Here is a 17,032-nt window from a genome sequence, read left to right on the forward strand (position 1 = left end):
GAGGCGTGGCCGGAATGGGAGTGAGACGCGCCGGCCGCCGGGCCGGCGGGGGTCAGTCGTGGTCGTTGGGGGCGGGACCGGTGCCGATCGGAAGGCGGAACACCTCGGTCGGGAAGCGCACCGCGGACGTACCACCCTGGAAAATCGCCGCACGGTCGAGCTGCGCCGCGGGCATCCACAGGTACCCGGCCGAGTCGATCCACATGGCATCGACCCACAGAAGGCGCGGATCCTCGATCAGCGTCGAAACGGTCCCGTCCGGAGCCACGCGCATGATGCGCCGGGACTGCACGTCGCTGGCGTAGATGGCGCCGTCCGCGGCGATGGCGGTGCCGCCGGTGGGCGGCAAGTCCGCGACGGTCTCAACGTGGTCGGCGAGGCTCGCAGCCGCATCCGGGTCGTCGAGCAGTGCCGTCGGCACGCGCCGGAGCGGTCCCGTGACCGGCTGGAAGTAAAGCCACGCGCCGTCCGGCGAGACCTCGATCTGGTCGGCGTGAACATAGACCGGTGCACCGTCCGCGCCGTGTACGATACGCCCTTCGGCGGAGATCGGCCGATCCGCCGTTACGGAAGGATCGCCGTCCAGCACCCGACGCCCCGCCCCGGAAGCGATGTCGAGGACGATGAGGCCCGGATTGCCGGCGTCCGTAAGATACGCCGTGCCGCCGTTGAAGCGGATGTCGTCCACGAAGCCGTTGGGGCCGATGACACCATCGAGCGGGATGGTGCGGCGCACCCGGTTGTCCGCGAGATCGACCACGACCAGTTTCGCGCCGCCCGGTAAGACTGGTTCGCCGATCGCGGGCGATCCTGTGTCGACCAGCCACAGGTCTCCGTCCGGGCCGATGCGCATGGAATTGACGCGCACCAGCATCGTCCGCGGGTCGGCCCCCACGTGCCAGTCGTTGATGGTGGCGTCAGGGTAGGGAGCGGGGCCGTCGTCCCGCCACTCCACCACACGCGGTCCGGGGCTGCCGTCGATCCGCGCAATCAGCACGAACAGGCGCCCTCCCGGCGTGGTGGCGATGCCGGTGGATGCCACATCCGGCAGGGTCAGTGCGACCTCGAGCCCGCGCGTCGTCGCTCCGTCCGCCATCGCCCCACTGGGGGCTGCGCCGACGGCAGCCGCCAGCGTGGCCGCGGCTACGGCGCGCCTCACTCCCAGCCCTCCAGGACGATCTTGCCCTTCGCACGGTGGCTCTCCAGCAGAGCGTGGGCGCGCTTCAGGTTGGCCGCGTTGATCGCGCCGTAGCTCTCGCCGAGCGTCGTCTTCAGTGTGCCGTCGTCGATCAGGCGCGAGACCTCGTTCAGGAGGTCGCCCTGCTTCTCGATGTCGGCGGTGCCGAACATCGAGCGGGTGAACATGAACTCCCAGTGCGTCGACACGCTCTTCTGCTTGAAGGGCGAGATGTCGAGCGTCTCGGGATCGTCGATCAACGCGAACCGGCCCTGCGGTGCGATCAGCTTCGCGATCTCGGGGAGGTGCTCGTCGGTGTGGGTCGTGGAGAACACGAAAGCGGGCGCGCCGATGCCGAGCGCCTCGATCTGCGCGGCCAGCGGCTGCGTGTGGTCGATGACGTGCGTGGCCCCGAGGTCCTTCGACCATGCCGTCGTCTCGCCGCGCGAGGCAGTGGTGATGACGGTGAGGTCGGTCAGCTTGGCGGCGAGCTGCGTCGCCATCGAGCCGACGCCGCCCGCACCGCCGACGATCAGGATCGCGTTCGCCGCGCCGGGCACCGGACGACGCACGTCGAGCCGGTCGAACAGTGCCTCCCAGGCCGTGATCGTCGTGAGCGGCAGGGCGGCCGCCTCGGGAGCCGAAAGGCTCGCCGGCTTCGCGCCGACGATGCGCTCGTCGACGAGGTGGTACTCGGCGTTGGTGCCCTGACGGCCGATGGCGCCGGCGTAGAAGACCGCGTCACCGGGTGCGAACAAGGTCGCCTCGGGTCCCACGGCCTCGACCACGCCGACCGCGTCCCAGCCGAGCACCTTCCACTCGCCGGCGGCGGGCGTGGCGCGGACGCGAACCTTCGTGTCCACAGGGTTCACCGACACAGCCTGCACGGCGACGAGGAGGTCGCGGCCCTCCGGCGTCGGCTGGGGCAGCGTGATGTCCTGGAGGGAGCGGTCGTCCTCGATCGGCAGGGAGGTCTGATAGCCGACAGCGCGCATGATGGTCTCCATTGCGGTTTGCTGCCAGCCGAAATGAAGACTACTTATCGAGTCAGCAAGAACGCACATTTCACGCTCATAGTGTCGAAAAGGATACTGTTATGGCCAAGGCTCGGCACGAGCGGTTCGACTGCTCGCCCGGATGCGCCGTCGAGGCGGCGCTGCAATTCATCGACGGGAAGTGGAAGGGGGTGATCCTTTACCACCTCCTCGACGGGACGATGCGCTTCAACGAGATCCGCCGGGCGATCCCCAGCGTGACCCAGCGCATGCTCACCAACCAGCTGCGCGAGCTGGAGGCGGACGAGCTTATCGAACGCACCGTCTATGCCGAGGTGCCGCCGAAGGTGGAGTACAGCCTCACCGAGCGCGGCCGCTCGCTGGAGCCGGTCCTTCTGGCGCTGAGGGCATGGGGCAAGGAGCACTCCGGCGTGACGCTGAGCGGAGGCGAGCGCTCCCGGATGGCAGACGAGGTCGCCTGATTGCGGCGCGGCCTGCGCGGCGCCCAGCGCCACCCTGCGATGTCGCGTTGTCATATTGCTGTCCGGATGGTGTCGCGGCGATCTTAACCTCGCGGCATCGACGGCCCGAAGGTCATTTGCACCGCGTTTCAGGACATCACCTGTCCGCAACGTAGAGATGGTCTATACAAGCAGATAAGCAGCCTGGGCTGAGGTTTTCGGCTTTGTTCGTGGCGTCGCCAACGGATCGAGGTTGCCATGATCACCGTGGGTCTCATCGCCGTCCCGCCGATGCAGCTGATGTCGCTTGCAGCCATCACCGTCCTGCAGACGGCAAACTCACTCGCCGACCGGCCGACCTATCGCGTCGAGATTTTGTCCGAGGCGGGTGGGCTTGTCGAAACCTCGGCCGGCTTCGGGGTAGACACTCGGCCACTCGGTGACGCCCAATTCGACACCCTCCTGGTCGGTGCGTTTGCCGGAAAGGCGGTCCCGGCGTCTCTTGCCGCGACGGTCGGCAACTTGGCTCGTGATGCGCGGCGCGTGGGATCCTTCTGCACCGGCGCGTTCGTGCTGGCAGCGGCGGGGCTCCTCGATGGGCGCCGCGCCACGACGCACTGGCGCCATCTTCCGATGTTGGAGCGCGCGTACCCCAGGGTCCGGCTGTTGCGCGACCGGCTCTACGTCAGCGATGGCAAGTTCTGGACGGCCGCGGGCATGACTGCCGGCATCGATATGATGCTCGCTCTCGTCGAGGCCGACCTCGGCGAGGGGACGGCGCGGGCGGTCGCGGAACGCATGGTCATGGAGCGGCGGCGGCCCGGCGGCGGGATGCAGGTCTCCGACCTTTTGACGCTGCAGCCGAAGACGGACCGGATCGAAACCGTCCTCGCCTTCGCGAAGAAGAACCTCAAGGCGCCGCTGACGGTCGGGCAGCTCGCCGAGGTGGCGCGTCTGTCGCCGCGCCAGTTCAGCCGGGCCTTCAACGCCGCCACCGGCCAGTCCCCCGCCAAGGTGATCGAGCGGCTGCGGGTGGAGGCGGCGCACGCGATGATCATTGCCTCGCGCCACTCGCTCGACACCATCGCCGCAGAGACCGGCTTCGCTGACCGCGAGCGGATGCGCCGGGCTTTCCTGCGCGTCCACGGACGGCCGCCACAGGATCTCAGGCGGACGTCGCGCGAGCTCGCCGCCGCCTAACCCTTCCCCACGTCATCGACGGACTTTCCGGACCGGCGCCGCGCGCGCCGACAGAACCCTTTTGCCCAACCCCCCTCTTTGCCCAACCCCTGGAGGCAACCCGCCATGTTCACCCTGACCATCAACGGCGAGGCCCGCGACGTCGACGTCGACGAGGGCACGCCGCTTCTGTTCGTCCTGCGCGATACGCTGGGGATGACCGGCACCAAGTACGGGTGCGGCATCGCCCAGTGCGGCGCCTGCACCGTGCTGATGGACGGCTCGGCGATGCGCTCGTGCCAGCTCCCGGTGGAGTCCGTCGGCACTTCGGAGATCACGACGATCGAGGCGGTGGAAACCGACGCGGTCGGCAAACGTGTGGTGGCAGCGTGGATCGAGGGGCAGGTGCCGCAGTGCGGCTACTGCCAGTCGGGCCAGGTGATGGCCGCGACCGCGCTGCTGAAAGAGACGCCCGAGCCGAGCGACGACGACATTCTCTACGGCATGTCCAACATCTGCCGCTGCGGCACCTACAACGCCATCGCCGCCGCCGTGCGGCAGGCCGCCAAGGCGTGAGGTCTGCCATGATCCTCGCCCCCGCGTCCGCCCTCGAACTTGCTGCTGGCGGCCTCTCCCGCCGCGCCTTCATTCTCCGTTCCGGCGCCTTCGTGCTCGGCGCCGCGCTTCCCACCCGCGTCCTCGCCGAGGTTGCCGGCGCCGGCGAGGGCGCCGCCGCCATCGCTCCCGCGCCCGGCACCCGCGTTGCCGCCTTCATCGAGATCGGCGCTGACAATTCGGTGCGCTTCCTGTCGCCGTTCGTGGAGGGCGGGCAGGGGATCGCCACCGGCATGGCTCAGACCGTGGGCGAAGAGCTCGACGTCGACCCCGCCCGCATCGCCGTGGAGTGCGCCCCGCCTGGGCCCGACTACATGGTGGTGAACGGCATGCGCCTCACCGGCGGCAGCTTCTCCACTCGCTCGTCCTTCCCCGTCATGCGTCGCCTCGGCGCGACCGCGCGCGACATGCTGCTGCGCGCCGCCGCAGCCCGGCTCGAGGTCGACGCGGGCAGCCTCACCACACACGACGGTACGGTCGTCCACGCCCCGTCGGGCCGCACGCTGACCTACGGCGCCCTCGCCGAGGAGGCGCTGGCGCTGACGCCGCGCGAGGACGTGGCCCTGCGTGATCCGGCGACCTTCCGCTGGATCGGCAAGCCGATCGGCCGGATCGACGTCGCCGACAAGTCGCGGGGCCTTGCGAAGTACACGATCGACCTCGCCGTGGACGGGATGCTGTTCGCCGCAGTCGTTCACGCCCCGCACTATGCGACAGAGCCGAAGTCCCTCGCCAATGAGGTCGACGTGAAGGCGATGCCCGGCGTCCACTCGGTCCATACGCTGCCCGGCGCGGTGGCGGTGACGGCGGATTCGTGGTGGCGTGCCCGCAAGGCGGTCGAGGCGCTTGACGTCACCTGGACCGATCCTGAGCCGACCGGCATCGCCACCGTCGCGGCGGACTTCTCTTCGGACGGCATGCTCGCCGCGCTCAAAGGCTCCACCGAGGCCGGCGTCTCCGTCGAGGCGGAGGGCAACACCGACGCCGCCTTCGCCGCTGCGGCAAACACGGTCGAAGCCGAGTACCACGCACCGTACCTCAACCACGCCCAGCTCGAGCCGCCCTCCGCCATCGCCCGCTTCAACGACGACGGCACGCTGGAGGTTTGGCTACCCAACCAGATGCCCGAGGCGTTCCAGAAGCTGTGCGCGGATGCGGGTGATGTCGGGCCGGACAAGGTGCGCATCCACTCGCCCATCCTCGGCGGCTTCTTCGGCCGGCATTTCACCTACGGGTCCGGTAACCCCTTCCCGCAGGCGATCGCGCTCGCGAAGGCGACGGGCCGGCCGGTCAAACTCGTCTGGTCGCGGGAGGAGGAGTTCAGGATGGACGCCATGCGCCCGCTCTCCTTCACTCGGCTGAAGGCCGCGATCGGCGCGGACGGCATGCCCACGGCGATCACCACCCGCACGGTCGGCGAAGGACCGCTGGGGCGCTACTTCGGTCTTACCCCCGACTCGTCGGCGGTGGAGGGCATTACCGAGAAGCCCTACGCCGTCCCGAACCGTTCGATGGAATACGTGAAGCTTCCGCATCCGGTGAACATCGCCTTCTGGCGCTCCGTCGGCCACTCCATGAACGACTTCTTCTACGAGGGCTTTCTCGACGAAATCGCCGAGGCGGGCGGCAGAGACCCGTTCGAATTGCGCAAGGCGTTGCTGGCGCACTCCCCCCGTCACCTGACGTTGCTGGACGAGGTCGCGAACATCTCCGGCGGCTGGAAGCGCGGGCCCTACGAGGTGGACGGCAACCGGCGCGCGCGCGGTCTCGCCATGGCCTCGCCGTTCGGCTCGGAGACCGCGACCATCGCCGAGGTGTCGCTCGAGGACGGCAGCGTGAAGGTCCACCACGTCTGGGTCGCGTTCGATCCGGGGAGCGTGGTGAACCCCGCCATCGTCAAGGCGCAGGTCGAATCGGCCGTCGCGCTGGGCCTCTCGGAGACGCTCGTCGAGCAGGCGGTCTACGAGAACGGCCTCCGGCGCGACGCCAACTACGACACGTATCAGGTGCTGCGGCGCGAGATGATGCCGCAGGTCACCGTCTCCATCGTCGAGAGCGGCGCGCCGATGGGCGGCGTCGGCGAGCCTGGGCTGCCCGGCGTACCGGGCGCGGTGGTCAACGCCGTCGCGGCGCTGACCGGCGTCCGGGCGCGCAGCCTGCCGCTCGCCAACACGCAGCTTTCGGGCGCATAAGGGAACAGACTCATGACGAATGAACGGAACGGCGCGCGGCGGCGGTCGCGCGAAGGATGGCGTGCGGCCGTGTGTCTGGCTCCGGTCTTGGCGACGGTCCTCTCGGCCGGGGCGGCACATGCCGACGGCGATCCTGCCGCGGGCAAGCGCGTCTTCGCTCGCTGCCAGAGCTGCCACCAGGTCGGCGAGAAGGCCCGCAACCTCGTCGGCCCGGAGCTGAACGGCGTCATCGGCCGCACCAGCGGGACGGTCGCCGGTTATGCCTATTCGCCGGCCCTCAAGGATGCGGCGATCACATGGGACCATGACACGATCGCAGCGTTCGTGGCGAAACCACAGGCCGTCGCGAAGGGCACGCGGATGCCGCCGGCCCCGCCGCTGAAGCCGGCCGACGTCGACAACCTCATCGCCTACCTCGCGACGTTCGCCGCCGACGGCGGCGCGGCGCAGTGACAGGAGAACCCGTCATGCACCACCATCTCACGCGGCGCGGCTTCTGCCTGTGCTGCACGGCCGCCGCCGTCGCCGGCCGCGGCTGGCTTTCCCCGGCTGAGGCGTGGGCCGAAGCGGCGAGCATCGTCGATAGGATGCGCGCCGCCGCCGCGGACGCCGAGATCACCGTCCATCGCCTCCGCGGCAACGTGGCGGTGCTGGAAGGCTCCGGCGGGAACATCGCGGTGCTTACCGGGGCGGACGGCAAGGTCTTTGTCGACGCGGGCATTACCGCCACGCGGCCGCGCATTCAGGCGGCGGCGGACGGGCTCGGGCCGGAGCCCATCACCCACCTCGTCAACACCCATTGGCACTTCGATCATGCCGACGGCAACGAGTGGCTCGCCGGAGAGGGCGCGGCGATCCTCGCCCACGCCAACACGGCGAAACACCTCGCCTCGGCCCAGCGGGTGGAGGACTGGAACTTCGACTTCCCGCCCGCCCCGCCGGCCGCGATCCCTTCGGAAACCTTCACCGGCGACACCTCCCGCGCCCTGAACGGCACCATCCTGGCGCTGACGTCCTACGCCCCGGCGCACACCGACAGCGACATCGCCGTGCGCTTCGTGGAGCCGGACATCCTCCACACCGGCGACACCTACTGGAACGGCATCTACCCGTTCATCGACTATTCCACCGGCGGCAGCATCGACGGAATGATCGCCGCCGCCGATGCCAACCTCGCCACCACGAGCGAGGCGACCATCGTCATCCCCGGCCACGGCAACCCGGTGTCGAACCGCGCCGAGCTCGCCGTCTTCCGCGAGATGCTGGTCGCCACCCGCGAGGCTGTCGCGGCGCTGAAGGCCGAGGGCCGCTCTCTCGCCGAGACCATCGCGGCGCGGCCGACCGCCCCCTTCGACGCGAAGTGGGGCCAGTTCGTCATCACCCCCGACTTCTTCACGCGCCTTGTCTTCGAGGGCGTCTGAGCCATGGAGGAACCCGCCATGTCCGTCACTTCAGCCGCCGGGACGTTCGAGGGCGTCGTCTGGGCGCTGAATGAAGCCCCGGCGTTCGCGCCAGGCGAGGCGGTGCGCATCCTGACGCGCACGCCCATCGGCCACTACCGCGTGCCGACGTACCTGCGCGGCAAGTCCGGCACTGTCGAATCGGTGATCGAGCCGGCCGGGCTCGACAACGAGCAGGAGGGGTTCGGCCGCAACGCCGGATCCAAGCGCCACTACTACCGCATCGCCATCCCGCTTACCGAGATCTGGCCCGACTATGTCGGCTCGCCGCGCGACGGGCTCCGGATCGAAGTCTTCGAGACATGGCTGGAAAGGATCTGAGGATGTCCGCCCACGAGCACGAACACGAGCACGATCACCCGCACGCCGAGATCACCGCCGAGCCGGCCGGATACTACGAGATCATGGAAACCGCCGTGCGCGAGCTCCTGGCCGAGAAGGGGCTGATCGGCCCGGCCGAGATCCGCCGGCAGATCGAGGTGCTGGACTCCCGTACCCCCGCTCTCGGCGCCAAAGTGGTGGCGCGCGCCTGGGTCGACTCCGGCTTCCGCGCGCGGCTCCTCGCCGACGGACGTGCCGGTTGCGAGGAGCTCGGCATCTCCTTCTATGACGACACGCAGCTCATCGTGCTGGAGAACACGCAAGAGGTTCACAACCTCATCGTCTGCACGCTGTGCTCCTGCTACCCGCGCCCGGTGCTGGGCCTGCCGCCGGACTGGTACAAGGAAAAGCCCTACCGCGCCCGAGCCGTGATCGAGCCACGCGCCGTGCTCGCCGAGTTCGGCACCACCATCCCGGACGACGTGGAGATCCGCGTGTCGGATTCCACCGCCATGGTCCGCTACCTCGTCCTGCCCCGCCGGCCGGACGGCACCGAGGGGTGGAGCGAAGAGGCGCTCGCCGCTCTCGTCACCCGTGACGCGATGATCGGCGTCGTTCCCGCCACCCTCCCGGAGACTGTGCAATGACCGATAGCGCCCATCTTATCGCCAAGCTCCCCAACGACATCGGCGGCGCCGAGGCCGGGCCGATCGTCATGGCGGAGCACACGCTGCTGCCATGGGAGAAGCGCTGCCACGCGCTCGCCGACGTGCTCGACTTCAAGAAAATCATCAACACCGAGGAGAAGCGCCGCGGCGTCGAGGCCCTCGGCGCGACGGTGATCGGCAACCTCTCCTACTACGAGCGGTGGATCGTCGCCTTCGGCAACATCCTGTTCCAGAAGGGCATCATCACCCCCGAGGAGCTCGCCCGCAAGATGGACGAGGTGGAGGCGCGGCATGCTCGCGCGGGCGGGGCGTGACACCGGCCTGCTTCTTCGAGAACGACCCTAGCCGCGCCCTCTGGCGGCGCGCGGGGGCGGAGGGCCTCGGCACCGCTCTCCTGCTGGCGGCGGCCGTCGGCGGAGGCCTCGCCGCCGAGCGAAGCGGGGCCGCACCCGCCATCGCGGCGCTGATGATCGCGGCGTCCATCTCGGGCGCGCTGGTCGGGCTCATCGTGGCATTGGGGCCGGTGTCGGGCGGGCACTTCAACCCGCTCATCTCGGCGCTGCAGTGGCTGGCGGGCGAGCGGACCGGGCGCTGCGCGGCAGCCTACGTTGCGGCGCAGGTGGTCGGTGCGCTCGTCGGCGCCGTGCTCGCCGGGGAGCTGGCGCCGGCCGCGACGAGGTCGGCGACCGCAGGGTCCCTGCCGTTCGGCGCCAGTGAGGCGCTGGCGGCGTTCGCACTGATGCTGGTCGTGTTCGCGGTTGCGCGCGGAGCGCCCCGTTCGACCGGTCCGTTCGCCGTCGGGGCCTGGCTTTTCGCGGCGATCCTGGCCTTCCCGTCCGGATCGCTCGCCAACCCGGCCGTCGCCATCGCGGCCATGGCGGCGTCCGGCCCTCTGGCGCTGACGTCGGGCGCTGCCCTTGCCGCGGTCGCGGCAGAGGCGCTCGGCGCCCTCGCCGCGCTGGGCGTTATCGCGTCGCTGGGCGTGCGGCCCGCAATGGTGCAGCCATGACGCTCCTGTCGTCGACGAGCGCGTTCGGGCAGCAGGAGACCGTCCGGCGCCTCCTTGCGGCTGTGGCGGCGCGAGGAATGACGGTGTTCGCCCGGTTCGACCACGCGGCTGCGGCCCGCACGGCGGGCCTCTCCCTGCGCCCGACGGAGGTCGTGGTGTTCGGCGACCCGCGCGCAGGGACGCCGCTGATGCAAGCGGCACCGACCCTCGCGCTGGAGCTTCCGCTGCGCATCCTTGTTCTCGAGCGGGACGATGGGACGACGACGCTCGTCGCGGAGGATCCTGCCGCGGCTGCGGCCCGGCACGGCACGCCCGCGGCGCTCGACCCGGCGTTGGCGCGGATGACAACGGTGATCGAAGCCGTCATGGCGGATGCGGGCGGTCGGTTCGCTTCGATGGAGCAAAGTAAAATCAAAGTATAGATTTCCAATTTTGCCATACGCTGCAATCTTCGTCGCGCCGAAAGCGAGAAGAGACATGCTTCAGACCTCTCGATCCACTCCGCCCGCTCACGACACGACCGTCCGATCGGTCACCGTCCGCGCCGTCTCCGTCCCGCTCCGCCGACCGGTGATTGCGGAGATCGGCCGGTTCGACGAGTGGCCGCTCGTCCTCGTCGACGTCGAGACCGACGATGCCGTCGGCAACGCTTACGTCTCCCCCTACCGCAGCCGGTCCGTTCCCGCCCTGGTCGCGACCATCCGCGATCTTGGCGAGGACGTGACCGGCGCCCCGCTCGCCCCGGTCAACTTCGCCGCCGGGGCCGCGAAGACGCTGAACGTCGCAGGTACGGCGGGCGTCACCATGGATGCTATCGCCGCACTCGACATGGCGCTGTGGGACGCGCGGGCCAAGGCGGCCGGGGTGCCGCTGGCAGTCCTTCTCGGCGGCTCGGTCGGCCCGGTCCGCGCCTACAACTCCAACGGCCTGTGGCGGCACGAAGCGGCAACTTTGGGTGCTGAAGCGCGGGATCTCCTGGCGGAGGGCGGCTTCGATACGCTCAAGCTGCGCCTTGGCAACGCGCGCCTCGCAGACGACCTCGCCGCCATCGACGCCGTGCGCAACGAGGTCGGCGACATCGACTTGATGGTCGACTTCAACCAGGCGCTCGGCCTCGGCGATGCTATCCGCCGCTGCCACGCCCTCGACGATCTCGGGCTCTACTGGTTCGAGGAGCCCATCGCCTACGACAACCTCGCCGGATACGCGCTGCTTGCTGGCAAGCTCCGTACACCGCTCCAGCTTGGCGAAAACTTCTACGGCCCGCGTGACCTCGCGACCGTCGTCGCCGGCGGCGGCATCGCCTACGCGATGGGCGACCTCATGCGCATCGGCGGCGTGACCGGCTGGCTGCGTACCGCCGTCGTTGCAGGTGCGGCCGGCGTGCAGTTCTCCAACCACCTCTATCCCGAAATCGCCGCGCACCTCCTGCGCGTCACCCCTTCGGCCCACTGGCTCGAGTGGGTCGACTGGGCGCTCCCCATCCTCGCCGACCCGGCGCTGCCCGTGGACGGCCACCTCACCGCGCCGGACCGCCCCGGCATCGGCCTTGTCTGGGACGAGGCCGCGATCACTCGCTTCGCGGTTCGCGTCTGACCGCACATCCAAGGATTTCGCCATGGCCTACCAGACCATCAACCCCGCCACCGGGGCAGTGGAGATGCGCTTCGACACGATCTCAAATTCCGCCCTCGAGGACGCCGTCGCCACCGCCCGCGCGACGTTCGCGGACGACTGGCGCCACCGCTCCATCGACGAACGCGCGACGATCGTGCGCCGCGCCGCCGCGCTGATGCGAGAGGAGGCGCCCCGCCTCGCCGCGCTGGTGGTGCGCGAGATGGGCAAGCTTTTGGCGCAAGCGGAAGGGGAGGTCGCGCTGTCGGCCTCGATCCTCGACTACTACGCCGATCATGCCGCGCACTACCTGAAGCCCGAGCGGATCGCCGAGCGCGAGGGCGCGAGCGTCCACCGCCTGCCGATCGGCGTCATCCTTGGCGTCGAGCCGTGGAATTTTCCGTACTACCAGCTCGCCCGTGTCGCCGGCCCGCAGCTCATGGTCGGCAACGTGCTGATGGTGAAGCACGCCGGGTCGGTGCCACAGTGCGCCGCCGCGTTCGAGGACGTGATGCGCCGGGCCGGAGCGCCGGACGGCGTCTACACCAACATCTACGCCTCCACCGACCAGGTCGCCCGGCTGATCGAGGATCCGCGCATCGCGGGCGTGACCGTCACCGGATCGGAGCGCGCCGGGGCTGCCGTTGCCGCGCAGGCCGGAAAGAACCTCAAGAAGTCCGTCATGGAGCTGGGCGGATCCGATCCCCTGATCGTCCTGCCGGACGCGCCGTTCGAGGCGACGCTCGACAACATCATATGGGGCCGGATGAACAACACCGGCCAGAGCTGCGTCGCCTCCAAGCGCATCATCGTGGTGGGCGCGGAGCGGGCGGCCGCCTTCCTCGACGCAATTATTGAGCGGATGGCCGCACTCGTCCCCGGCGACCCGATGGACGCCGCGACGACGCTTGGCCCCCTGTCGTCCGAGGACGCGGTGGAGCACATCCTCGACCAGATCCGCCGCGCGGAGGCGGCCGGCGCGGTCGTCCATCTCGGCGGCCACCGGCTCAACCGGCCGGGCTTCTACGTTGAAGCGACGGTGCTGACCGACATCGACGACGCGAACCCGATGTATCGCGAGGAGCTGTTCGGCCCGGTCATCGCGTTCTACGCCGCATCGGACGAGGCCGAGGCGCTGAAGATCGCCAACGCCGTCCCGTTCGGCCTCGGCGGCTCGGTCTTCACCGCGGATCTGGAGCGGGGCGAACAGGTGGCGCTCGCCATCGAGAGCGGCATGGCCTTCGTCAACAACCCGACCTGGACGGCGCCCGAGCTGCCCTTCGGCGGCACCAAGAACTCCGGCTACGGCCGCGAGCTGTCGGAACTCGGCTTCGGCGAGTTCGTCAACGCCAAGCTGATCGCCGTCTCCCCGGTGGGCGCGCCGCCCCCCGGCGTGGCGCAGGCCGGTTGAGGGCGCGGCGATGACCACCGTTCGCGAGGCCTTCTATACCGTCTGCCGCGAGCTCGGCATGACCACGATCTTCGGCAACCCCGGTTCGACCGAAGAGACGATGCTGGCCGACTTCCCGGCCGACTTCCGCTACGTGCTGGCGCTGCAGGAGGCGCCTGCGGTCGCGATGGCCGACGCCTACGCGCAGGCGACCCGCCGCCCGGCGCTCGTCAACCTGCATACCGCCGCCGGCATGGGGAACGCGCTGGGCAACATCGAGTCCGCGTTCCTCAATAAGGTGCCGCTCGTCATCACCGCCGGCCAGCAGACCCGCGAGATGCTGCTCTTGGAGCCGTATCTCACCAACACCGCGCCGCACCAGATCGCGGCGCCGTTCGTGAAGTGGGCCTATGAGCCGGCGCGCGCGGCCGACGTGCCGGCCGCGCTGATGCGCGCCTTCGCCGCCGCGATCCAGCCGCCGGCCGGCCCGGTGTTCCTGTCGATCCCGATGGACGACTTCGAGGCCGACTGCGAGCGCCCGCCCGAAATCCGCACGGTGAGCCGGCGGCTGGGGGCGGACAGCGATCTCCTCGCGCCCGTCGCCGAGGCGCTGGCGACGGCGAGGAACCCGGTGCTCATCATCGGCGGCGCGGTGGACCAGGGCGGCGGCTGGGACGACGCCGTCCGCCTCGCCGAGGCGGCACACGCCCCGGTCCTCGCCGCGCCTTACGAGGGCCGCCCCGGCTTTCCCGAGACGCACCCGCTGTTCATGGGCCCCGCCATCGGCGCCATCGGCCCGCTCGCCGAGCAGCTCGCGCCCTACGACGTGGTCGTCGTCATCGGAGCGCCGGTGTTCCGGTACTATCCCTACGTCCCCGGCGCGTTCCTACCTGCGGGGACGCGCCTCTTTCACATCAGCGACGACCCGGCCGAGACGGCCCGTGCGCCGGTGGGCACCGCCATCCTCGCCGACCCGGCGCGGGCCTGCGCGGTCCTCGCCGCGGACCTCGCGCCGACGACCCGCCCGCTCCCCGCGCCGCGTCCTGCCGCGCCCGCGCCGGAGTACTGCCACGGCGCGATGACGCCAGACGCACTCTACGACCGCATCCAGAAGGCGCGGCCGAGGGACTCGGTGATCGTGCAGGAATCGATGTCGAGCCTGAAGGCGCTGCGCCGGCGCATTCCCATCGAAACGCCGGGGTCGTTCTACTCGATGTCGAGCGGCGTGCTCGGCTACGGCCTACCCGCCGCGGTTGGCGCGGCGCTCGCAGAGCGTGACAACGGCACCCACCGCAAGGTGATCGCGATCATCGGCGACGGTGCCGCGAACTACGTCATCCAGGCCCTGTGGACGGCGCGGCAGCAGAAGCTCGACATCCTCTACGTCATCGTCCGGAACGGCGCCTACAACATCTTGAAGGCGTTCGCGAACCTGCTCGAGACGCCCGGCGTCCCCGGCCTGGACCTGCCGGACCTCGACTTCGTCTCTCTCGCCACCGGTTACGGCTGCGCGGCCGCCCGCGTGACGAAACCGGCCGACCTCGACGACGCGCTGGCGACCGCCATAGGCCGACCGGGACTGTTCGTCCTCGAGGTGGGCGTCGACGCCACGGTTCCCGCCCTGATCTGACCCGCTCGCGGGTCCCGCCGATATCCCCGAACCTCTTCAGGAAACGCATCCATGCACATCGAACCCGGCGTCGTGACTGGCGCCAAGCTCATCCTGTCCTGCGCCACCGCGGCCGTCGCCGGCGGCGCCCTCGCCGCGGCGACCCTGCGCCAGATCCGTCACGAGGGCGCCGCGTTGCTCCTCGCGCGCAGCGTGGTGGCGACAATCGCGGTGTTCGCGTTCTTCGAGGTGTTGCCACATTGGCCGGTCGGCGTGTCCGAGGTGCACCTCATCCTCGGCTCCACGCTGTTCCTGATCCTCGGCCGCGCGCCGGCAGCGATCGGGCTGGCCGCCGGACTTCTCGTCCAGGGCCTCGTCTTCGCCCCGTTCGACCTGCCGCAGTACGGCATGAACGTGACCACACTCCTGTTGCCGCTGTTCGCAATGGCCGCGGTCGCGGATCGGATCATCCCGGCGAACACTCCCTACGCGCAGCTGGAGTACCGCGACGTCCTCGCGCTCGCGCTCGTCTACCAGGGCGGTGTCGTCGCGTGGGTGGCGTTTTGGGCTCTCTACGGTCACGGCTTCACCGCCGATACGATGACCGGCATCGCTTCGTTCGGCACGGCGTACGTCGCCGTCGTCGCGCTGGAACCGCTCGTGGACCTCGCGGTCCTCTTTGCGGTCAAGGCGACGGGCGAACCACGCCGCAGCGGAATTGTCGCCCCGCGGGTCCTTGCTGCGTGAAGACATGCGGGACCCTTCGAAGGGTCCCGAGCAACCCGGTCTTCGAGGAGAGACGACAATGACCAACGTGGCCCTTATGGCAGGCGCCGGCGGCATCATCGGCAACGCCGTCGCCGCCCATCTCGTCGCGGACGGATGGAGCGTTCGCGCCCTCGGCCGGCGGCCGGTCGACGGGATCGAGACCGTGCGGGCCGATCTGTCGGATCACGCCGCGACGGAGGCCGCACTGGCGGCCGCCGCGGATACCACCCACCTGTTCTACGCCGCGCTGAGTCCAGATCCAGATCTTGCCGTCGAGGCGGAACGAAACGCGGCCATGCTCGCGGGCCTCATCGACGGGCTGGAGGCGGTTCGCGCCCCATTAAGGCGCGTGGTGATCTATCAGGGCTTCAAGATCTACGGCATCCACTTCGGCGCGAAGGTCCGCACGCCGGCGCGCGAGAGCGACCCGCCGCACATGCCGCCCAACATCTACATCGCCCAGGAGGACGCGCTGCGCAGCCGCTCCGCGGGCAGCACCTGGGACTACGTTGCCTTGCGCCCCGACGTGGTGGTGGGCTCCACGTTCGGCAATCCGATGAATATCGCCATGGTAATCGGCGCGTTCGCCGCAATCTCTCATGAACTCGGCCTGCCACTCCGCTTCCCCGGCACCGAAACGGCCTACCGACAACTCGCGCAGTTCACCGACGCCGGACTTCTCGCGCGAGCCAGCGCCTGGGCCGCGGTCACAGACAAGGCGGGCGGCGAGGCCTTCAACGTCACGAACGGCGACGTCTTCCGCTGGGAGCGAATGTGGGAGGACGTAGCGAGGCACTACGGGATGGACATCGCCTCACCAGTGCCGCTGACGCTCGCGCGTCACATGGCCGACAAGGGCCCGCTGTGGCGAGGCATTGCCAAGCGGGAAGGACTTACGGAAGCCTGTCTGGGCCGGCTGGTCGGCTGGTCCTTCGGCGATTTCGTCTTCCGTACCGAATCCGACGTGATCTCGGACGTCGGCAAGCTGCATGAATACGGCTTCACCGAGCGTGTATCATCGCCGCGAAGTCTCCTGACCCAGCTCGACGAGTTCAGACGGCGCGGGATCCTGCCCTAGTTGCCATGCATGAAATAAGTCAATCAAAACAACAATTTATGGGACGGAGAATGTTCGCTCCCGGACCCTCTCGCTCCGCCATCGGCCCTTGCGAAAGCGTTCTCTGCTTTTTAGCCAGCCACAAAGACGCCACGGGCCGGGCGATGTTGCGCCGAAGCTGTTGACCGCGGGATCACCAGATGGGGAGAGATCCGGTCTCTACGCCGCGCCGTTCTCTCAACCTGTTGACTACGCCGTTTGGTCAACAGCTCTGATCGGCGCGGATGGCCTGCGTTTCTCGACCACCCTTGTCAGCTAGGTTGCAACGCTCAACTGGCCTTGGAACACGGGAACTAAACTGACAAGTAGTCAGAGGGCCGACGACGCCTCATGACTCAGTAGCCTCACACGATGCGTCAGATCCGCACTGACGAGGGCCATATCCGCCGGACTAAACCAGCGCCGGGGCTGACACTCATCGATAGACCTTGGCTGCAAGAGCCTTCCGAGCCGGAGG

18 protein-coding genes are annotated in these 17,032 nt (G+C 69.3%); 16 read left to right on the forward strand and 2 right to left on the reverse strand.

Annotated features, from left to right (window positions below):
- Window positions 1-52: 52 nt before the first annotated feature.
- A complete protein-coding gene (locus MRB58_RS11030; RefSeq protein WP_244781754.1) occupies window positions 53-1,096 on the reverse strand; it encodes a major royal jelly family protein in 1,044 nt (347 codons plus the stop codon).
- A gap of 59 nt (window positions 1,097-1,155) precedes the next feature.
- Window positions 1,156-2,172: a zinc-binding alcohol dehydrogenase family protein gene (locus tag MRB58_RS11035; protein ID WP_244781755.1), complete on the reverse strand. Its 1,017-nt coding sequence runs from the start codon at window positions 2,170-2,172 to the stop codon at window positions 1,156-1,158.
- 101 nt (window positions 2,173-2,273) lie between these two features.
- On the opposite strand from MRB58_RS11035, the gene MRB58_RS11040 reads away from it, so the two are divergent.
- From MRB58_RS11040 to MRB58_RS11115, 16 genes are all read left to right on the forward strand, one after another.
- A complete protein-coding gene (locus MRB58_RS11040) occupies window positions 2,274-2,654 on the forward strand; it encodes a helix-turn-helix domain-containing protein (RefSeq protein ID WP_244781756.1) in 381 nt (126 codons plus the stop codon).
- 237 nt (window positions 2,655-2,891) lie between these two features.
- On the forward strand, window positions 2,892-3,833 hold the full coding sequence (locus MRB58_RS11045; protein WP_244781757.1) for a GlxA family transcriptional regulator: 942 nt from the start codon (window positions 2,892-2,894) through the stop codon (window positions 3,831-3,833).
- Between the two features lie 105 nt (window positions 3,834-3,938).
- The gene (locus tag MRB58_RS11050; protein ID WP_244781758.1) at window positions 3,939-4,388 is read left to right on the forward strand and encodes a (2Fe-2S)-binding protein; all 450 of its coding nucleotides are present in this window, start codon (window positions 3,939-3,941) and stop codon (window positions 4,386-4,388) included.
- 8 nt (window positions 4,389-4,396) lie between these two features.
- Window positions 4,397-6,619, forward strand: a complete 2,223-nt coding sequence (locus tag MRB58_RS11055; protein WP_244781759.1) for a molybdopterin cofactor-binding domain-containing protein — start codon at window positions 4,397-4,399, stop codon at window positions 6,617-6,619.
- Window positions 6,620-6,688: 69 nt separating this feature from the next.
- Window positions 6,689-7,072 carry a cytochrome c family protein gene (locus MRB58_RS11060; protein ID WP_244781673.1) on the forward strand — a complete coding sequence of 128 codons (384 nt, stop codon included), beginning with the start codon at window positions 6,689-6,691 and terminating at the stop codon, window positions 7,070-7,072.
- A 14-nt stretch (window positions 7,073-7,086) separates the two neighbouring features.
- Entirely contained in the window at window positions 7,087-8,040 is a 954-nt protein-coding gene (locus tag MRB58_RS11065; protein ID WP_244781674.1) for an MBL fold metallo-hydrolase, read from the forward strand.
- Between the two features lie 18 nt (window positions 8,041-8,058).
- Window positions 8,059-8,400, forward strand: a complete 342-nt coding sequence (locus MRB58_RS11070) for an SH3-like domain-containing protein (protein ID WP_244781760.1) — start codon at window positions 8,059-8,061, stop codon at window positions 8,398-8,400.
- 2 nt (window positions 8,401-8,402) lie between these two features.
- A complete protein-coding gene (nthA, locus tag MRB58_RS11075) occupies window positions 8,403-9,047 on the forward strand; it encodes a nitrile hydratase subunit alpha (RefSeq protein ID WP_244781761.1) in 645 nt (214 codons plus the stop codon).
- On the forward strand, window positions 9,044-9,382 hold the full coding sequence (locus MRB58_RS11080; RefSeq protein ID WP_244781762.1) for an SH3-like domain-containing protein: 339 nt from the start codon (window positions 9,044-9,046) through the stop codon (window positions 9,380-9,382). Before nthA ends, MRB58_RS11080 begins: the two co-directional genes overlap by 4 nt.
- Window positions 9,379-10,077, forward strand: a complete 699-nt coding sequence (locus MRB58_RS11085) for an aquaporin (RefSeq protein ID WP_244781763.1) — start codon at window positions 9,379-9,381, stop codon at window positions 10,075-10,077. Before MRB58_RS11080 ends, MRB58_RS11085 begins: the two co-directional genes overlap by 4 nt.
- Window positions 10,074-10,499 carry a DUF302 domain-containing protein gene (locus MRB58_RS11090; protein WP_244781764.1) on the forward strand — a complete coding sequence of 142 codons (426 nt, stop codon included), beginning with the start codon at window positions 10,074-10,076 and terminating at the stop codon, window positions 10,497-10,499. The genes MRB58_RS11085 and MRB58_RS11090 overlap by 4 nt, the downstream gene beginning before the upstream one ends.
- Window positions 10,500-10,554: 55 nt before the next feature.
- On the forward strand, window positions 10,555-11,673 hold the full coding sequence (locus MRB58_RS11095; protein WP_244781765.1) for an enolase C-terminal domain-like protein: 1,119 nt from the start codon (window positions 10,555-10,557) through the stop codon (window positions 11,671-11,673).
- Window positions 11,674-11,695: 22 nt separating this feature from the next.
- Window positions 11,696-13,102: an NAD-dependent succinate-semialdehyde dehydrogenase gene (locus MRB58_RS11100; protein ID WP_244781766.1), complete on the forward strand. Its 1,407-nt coding sequence runs from the start codon at window positions 11,696-11,698 to the stop codon at window positions 13,100-13,102.
- A 10-nt stretch (window positions 13,103-13,112) separates the two neighbouring features.
- Window positions 13,113-14,711, forward strand: a complete 1,599-nt coding sequence (mdlC, locus tag MRB58_RS11105) for a benzoylformate decarboxylase (RefSeq protein WP_244781767.1) — start codon at window positions 13,113-13,115, stop codon at window positions 14,709-14,711.
- Between the two features lie 51 nt (window positions 14,712-14,762).
- Window positions 14,763-15,437 (forward strand): energy-coupling factor ABC transporter permease, encoded by a 675-nt coding sequence (locus tag MRB58_RS11110; protein WP_244781768.1) that lies wholly within the window; start codon window positions 14,763-14,765, stop codon window positions 15,435-15,437.
- Between the two features lie 58 nt (window positions 15,438-15,495).
- Window positions 15,496-16,536 carry an SDR family oxidoreductase gene (locus tag MRB58_RS11115; RefSeq protein ID WP_244781769.1) on the forward strand — a complete coding sequence of 347 codons (1,041 nt, stop codon included), beginning with the start codon at window positions 15,496-15,498 and terminating at the stop codon, window positions 16,534-16,536.
- Window positions 16,537-17,032: the final 496 nt, after the last annotated feature.

Source organism: Acuticoccus sp. I52.16.1, from assembly GCF_022865125.1.
Taxonomy (GTDB): Bacteria; Pseudomonadota; Alphaproteobacteria; order Rhizobiales; family Amorphaceae; genus Acuticoccus.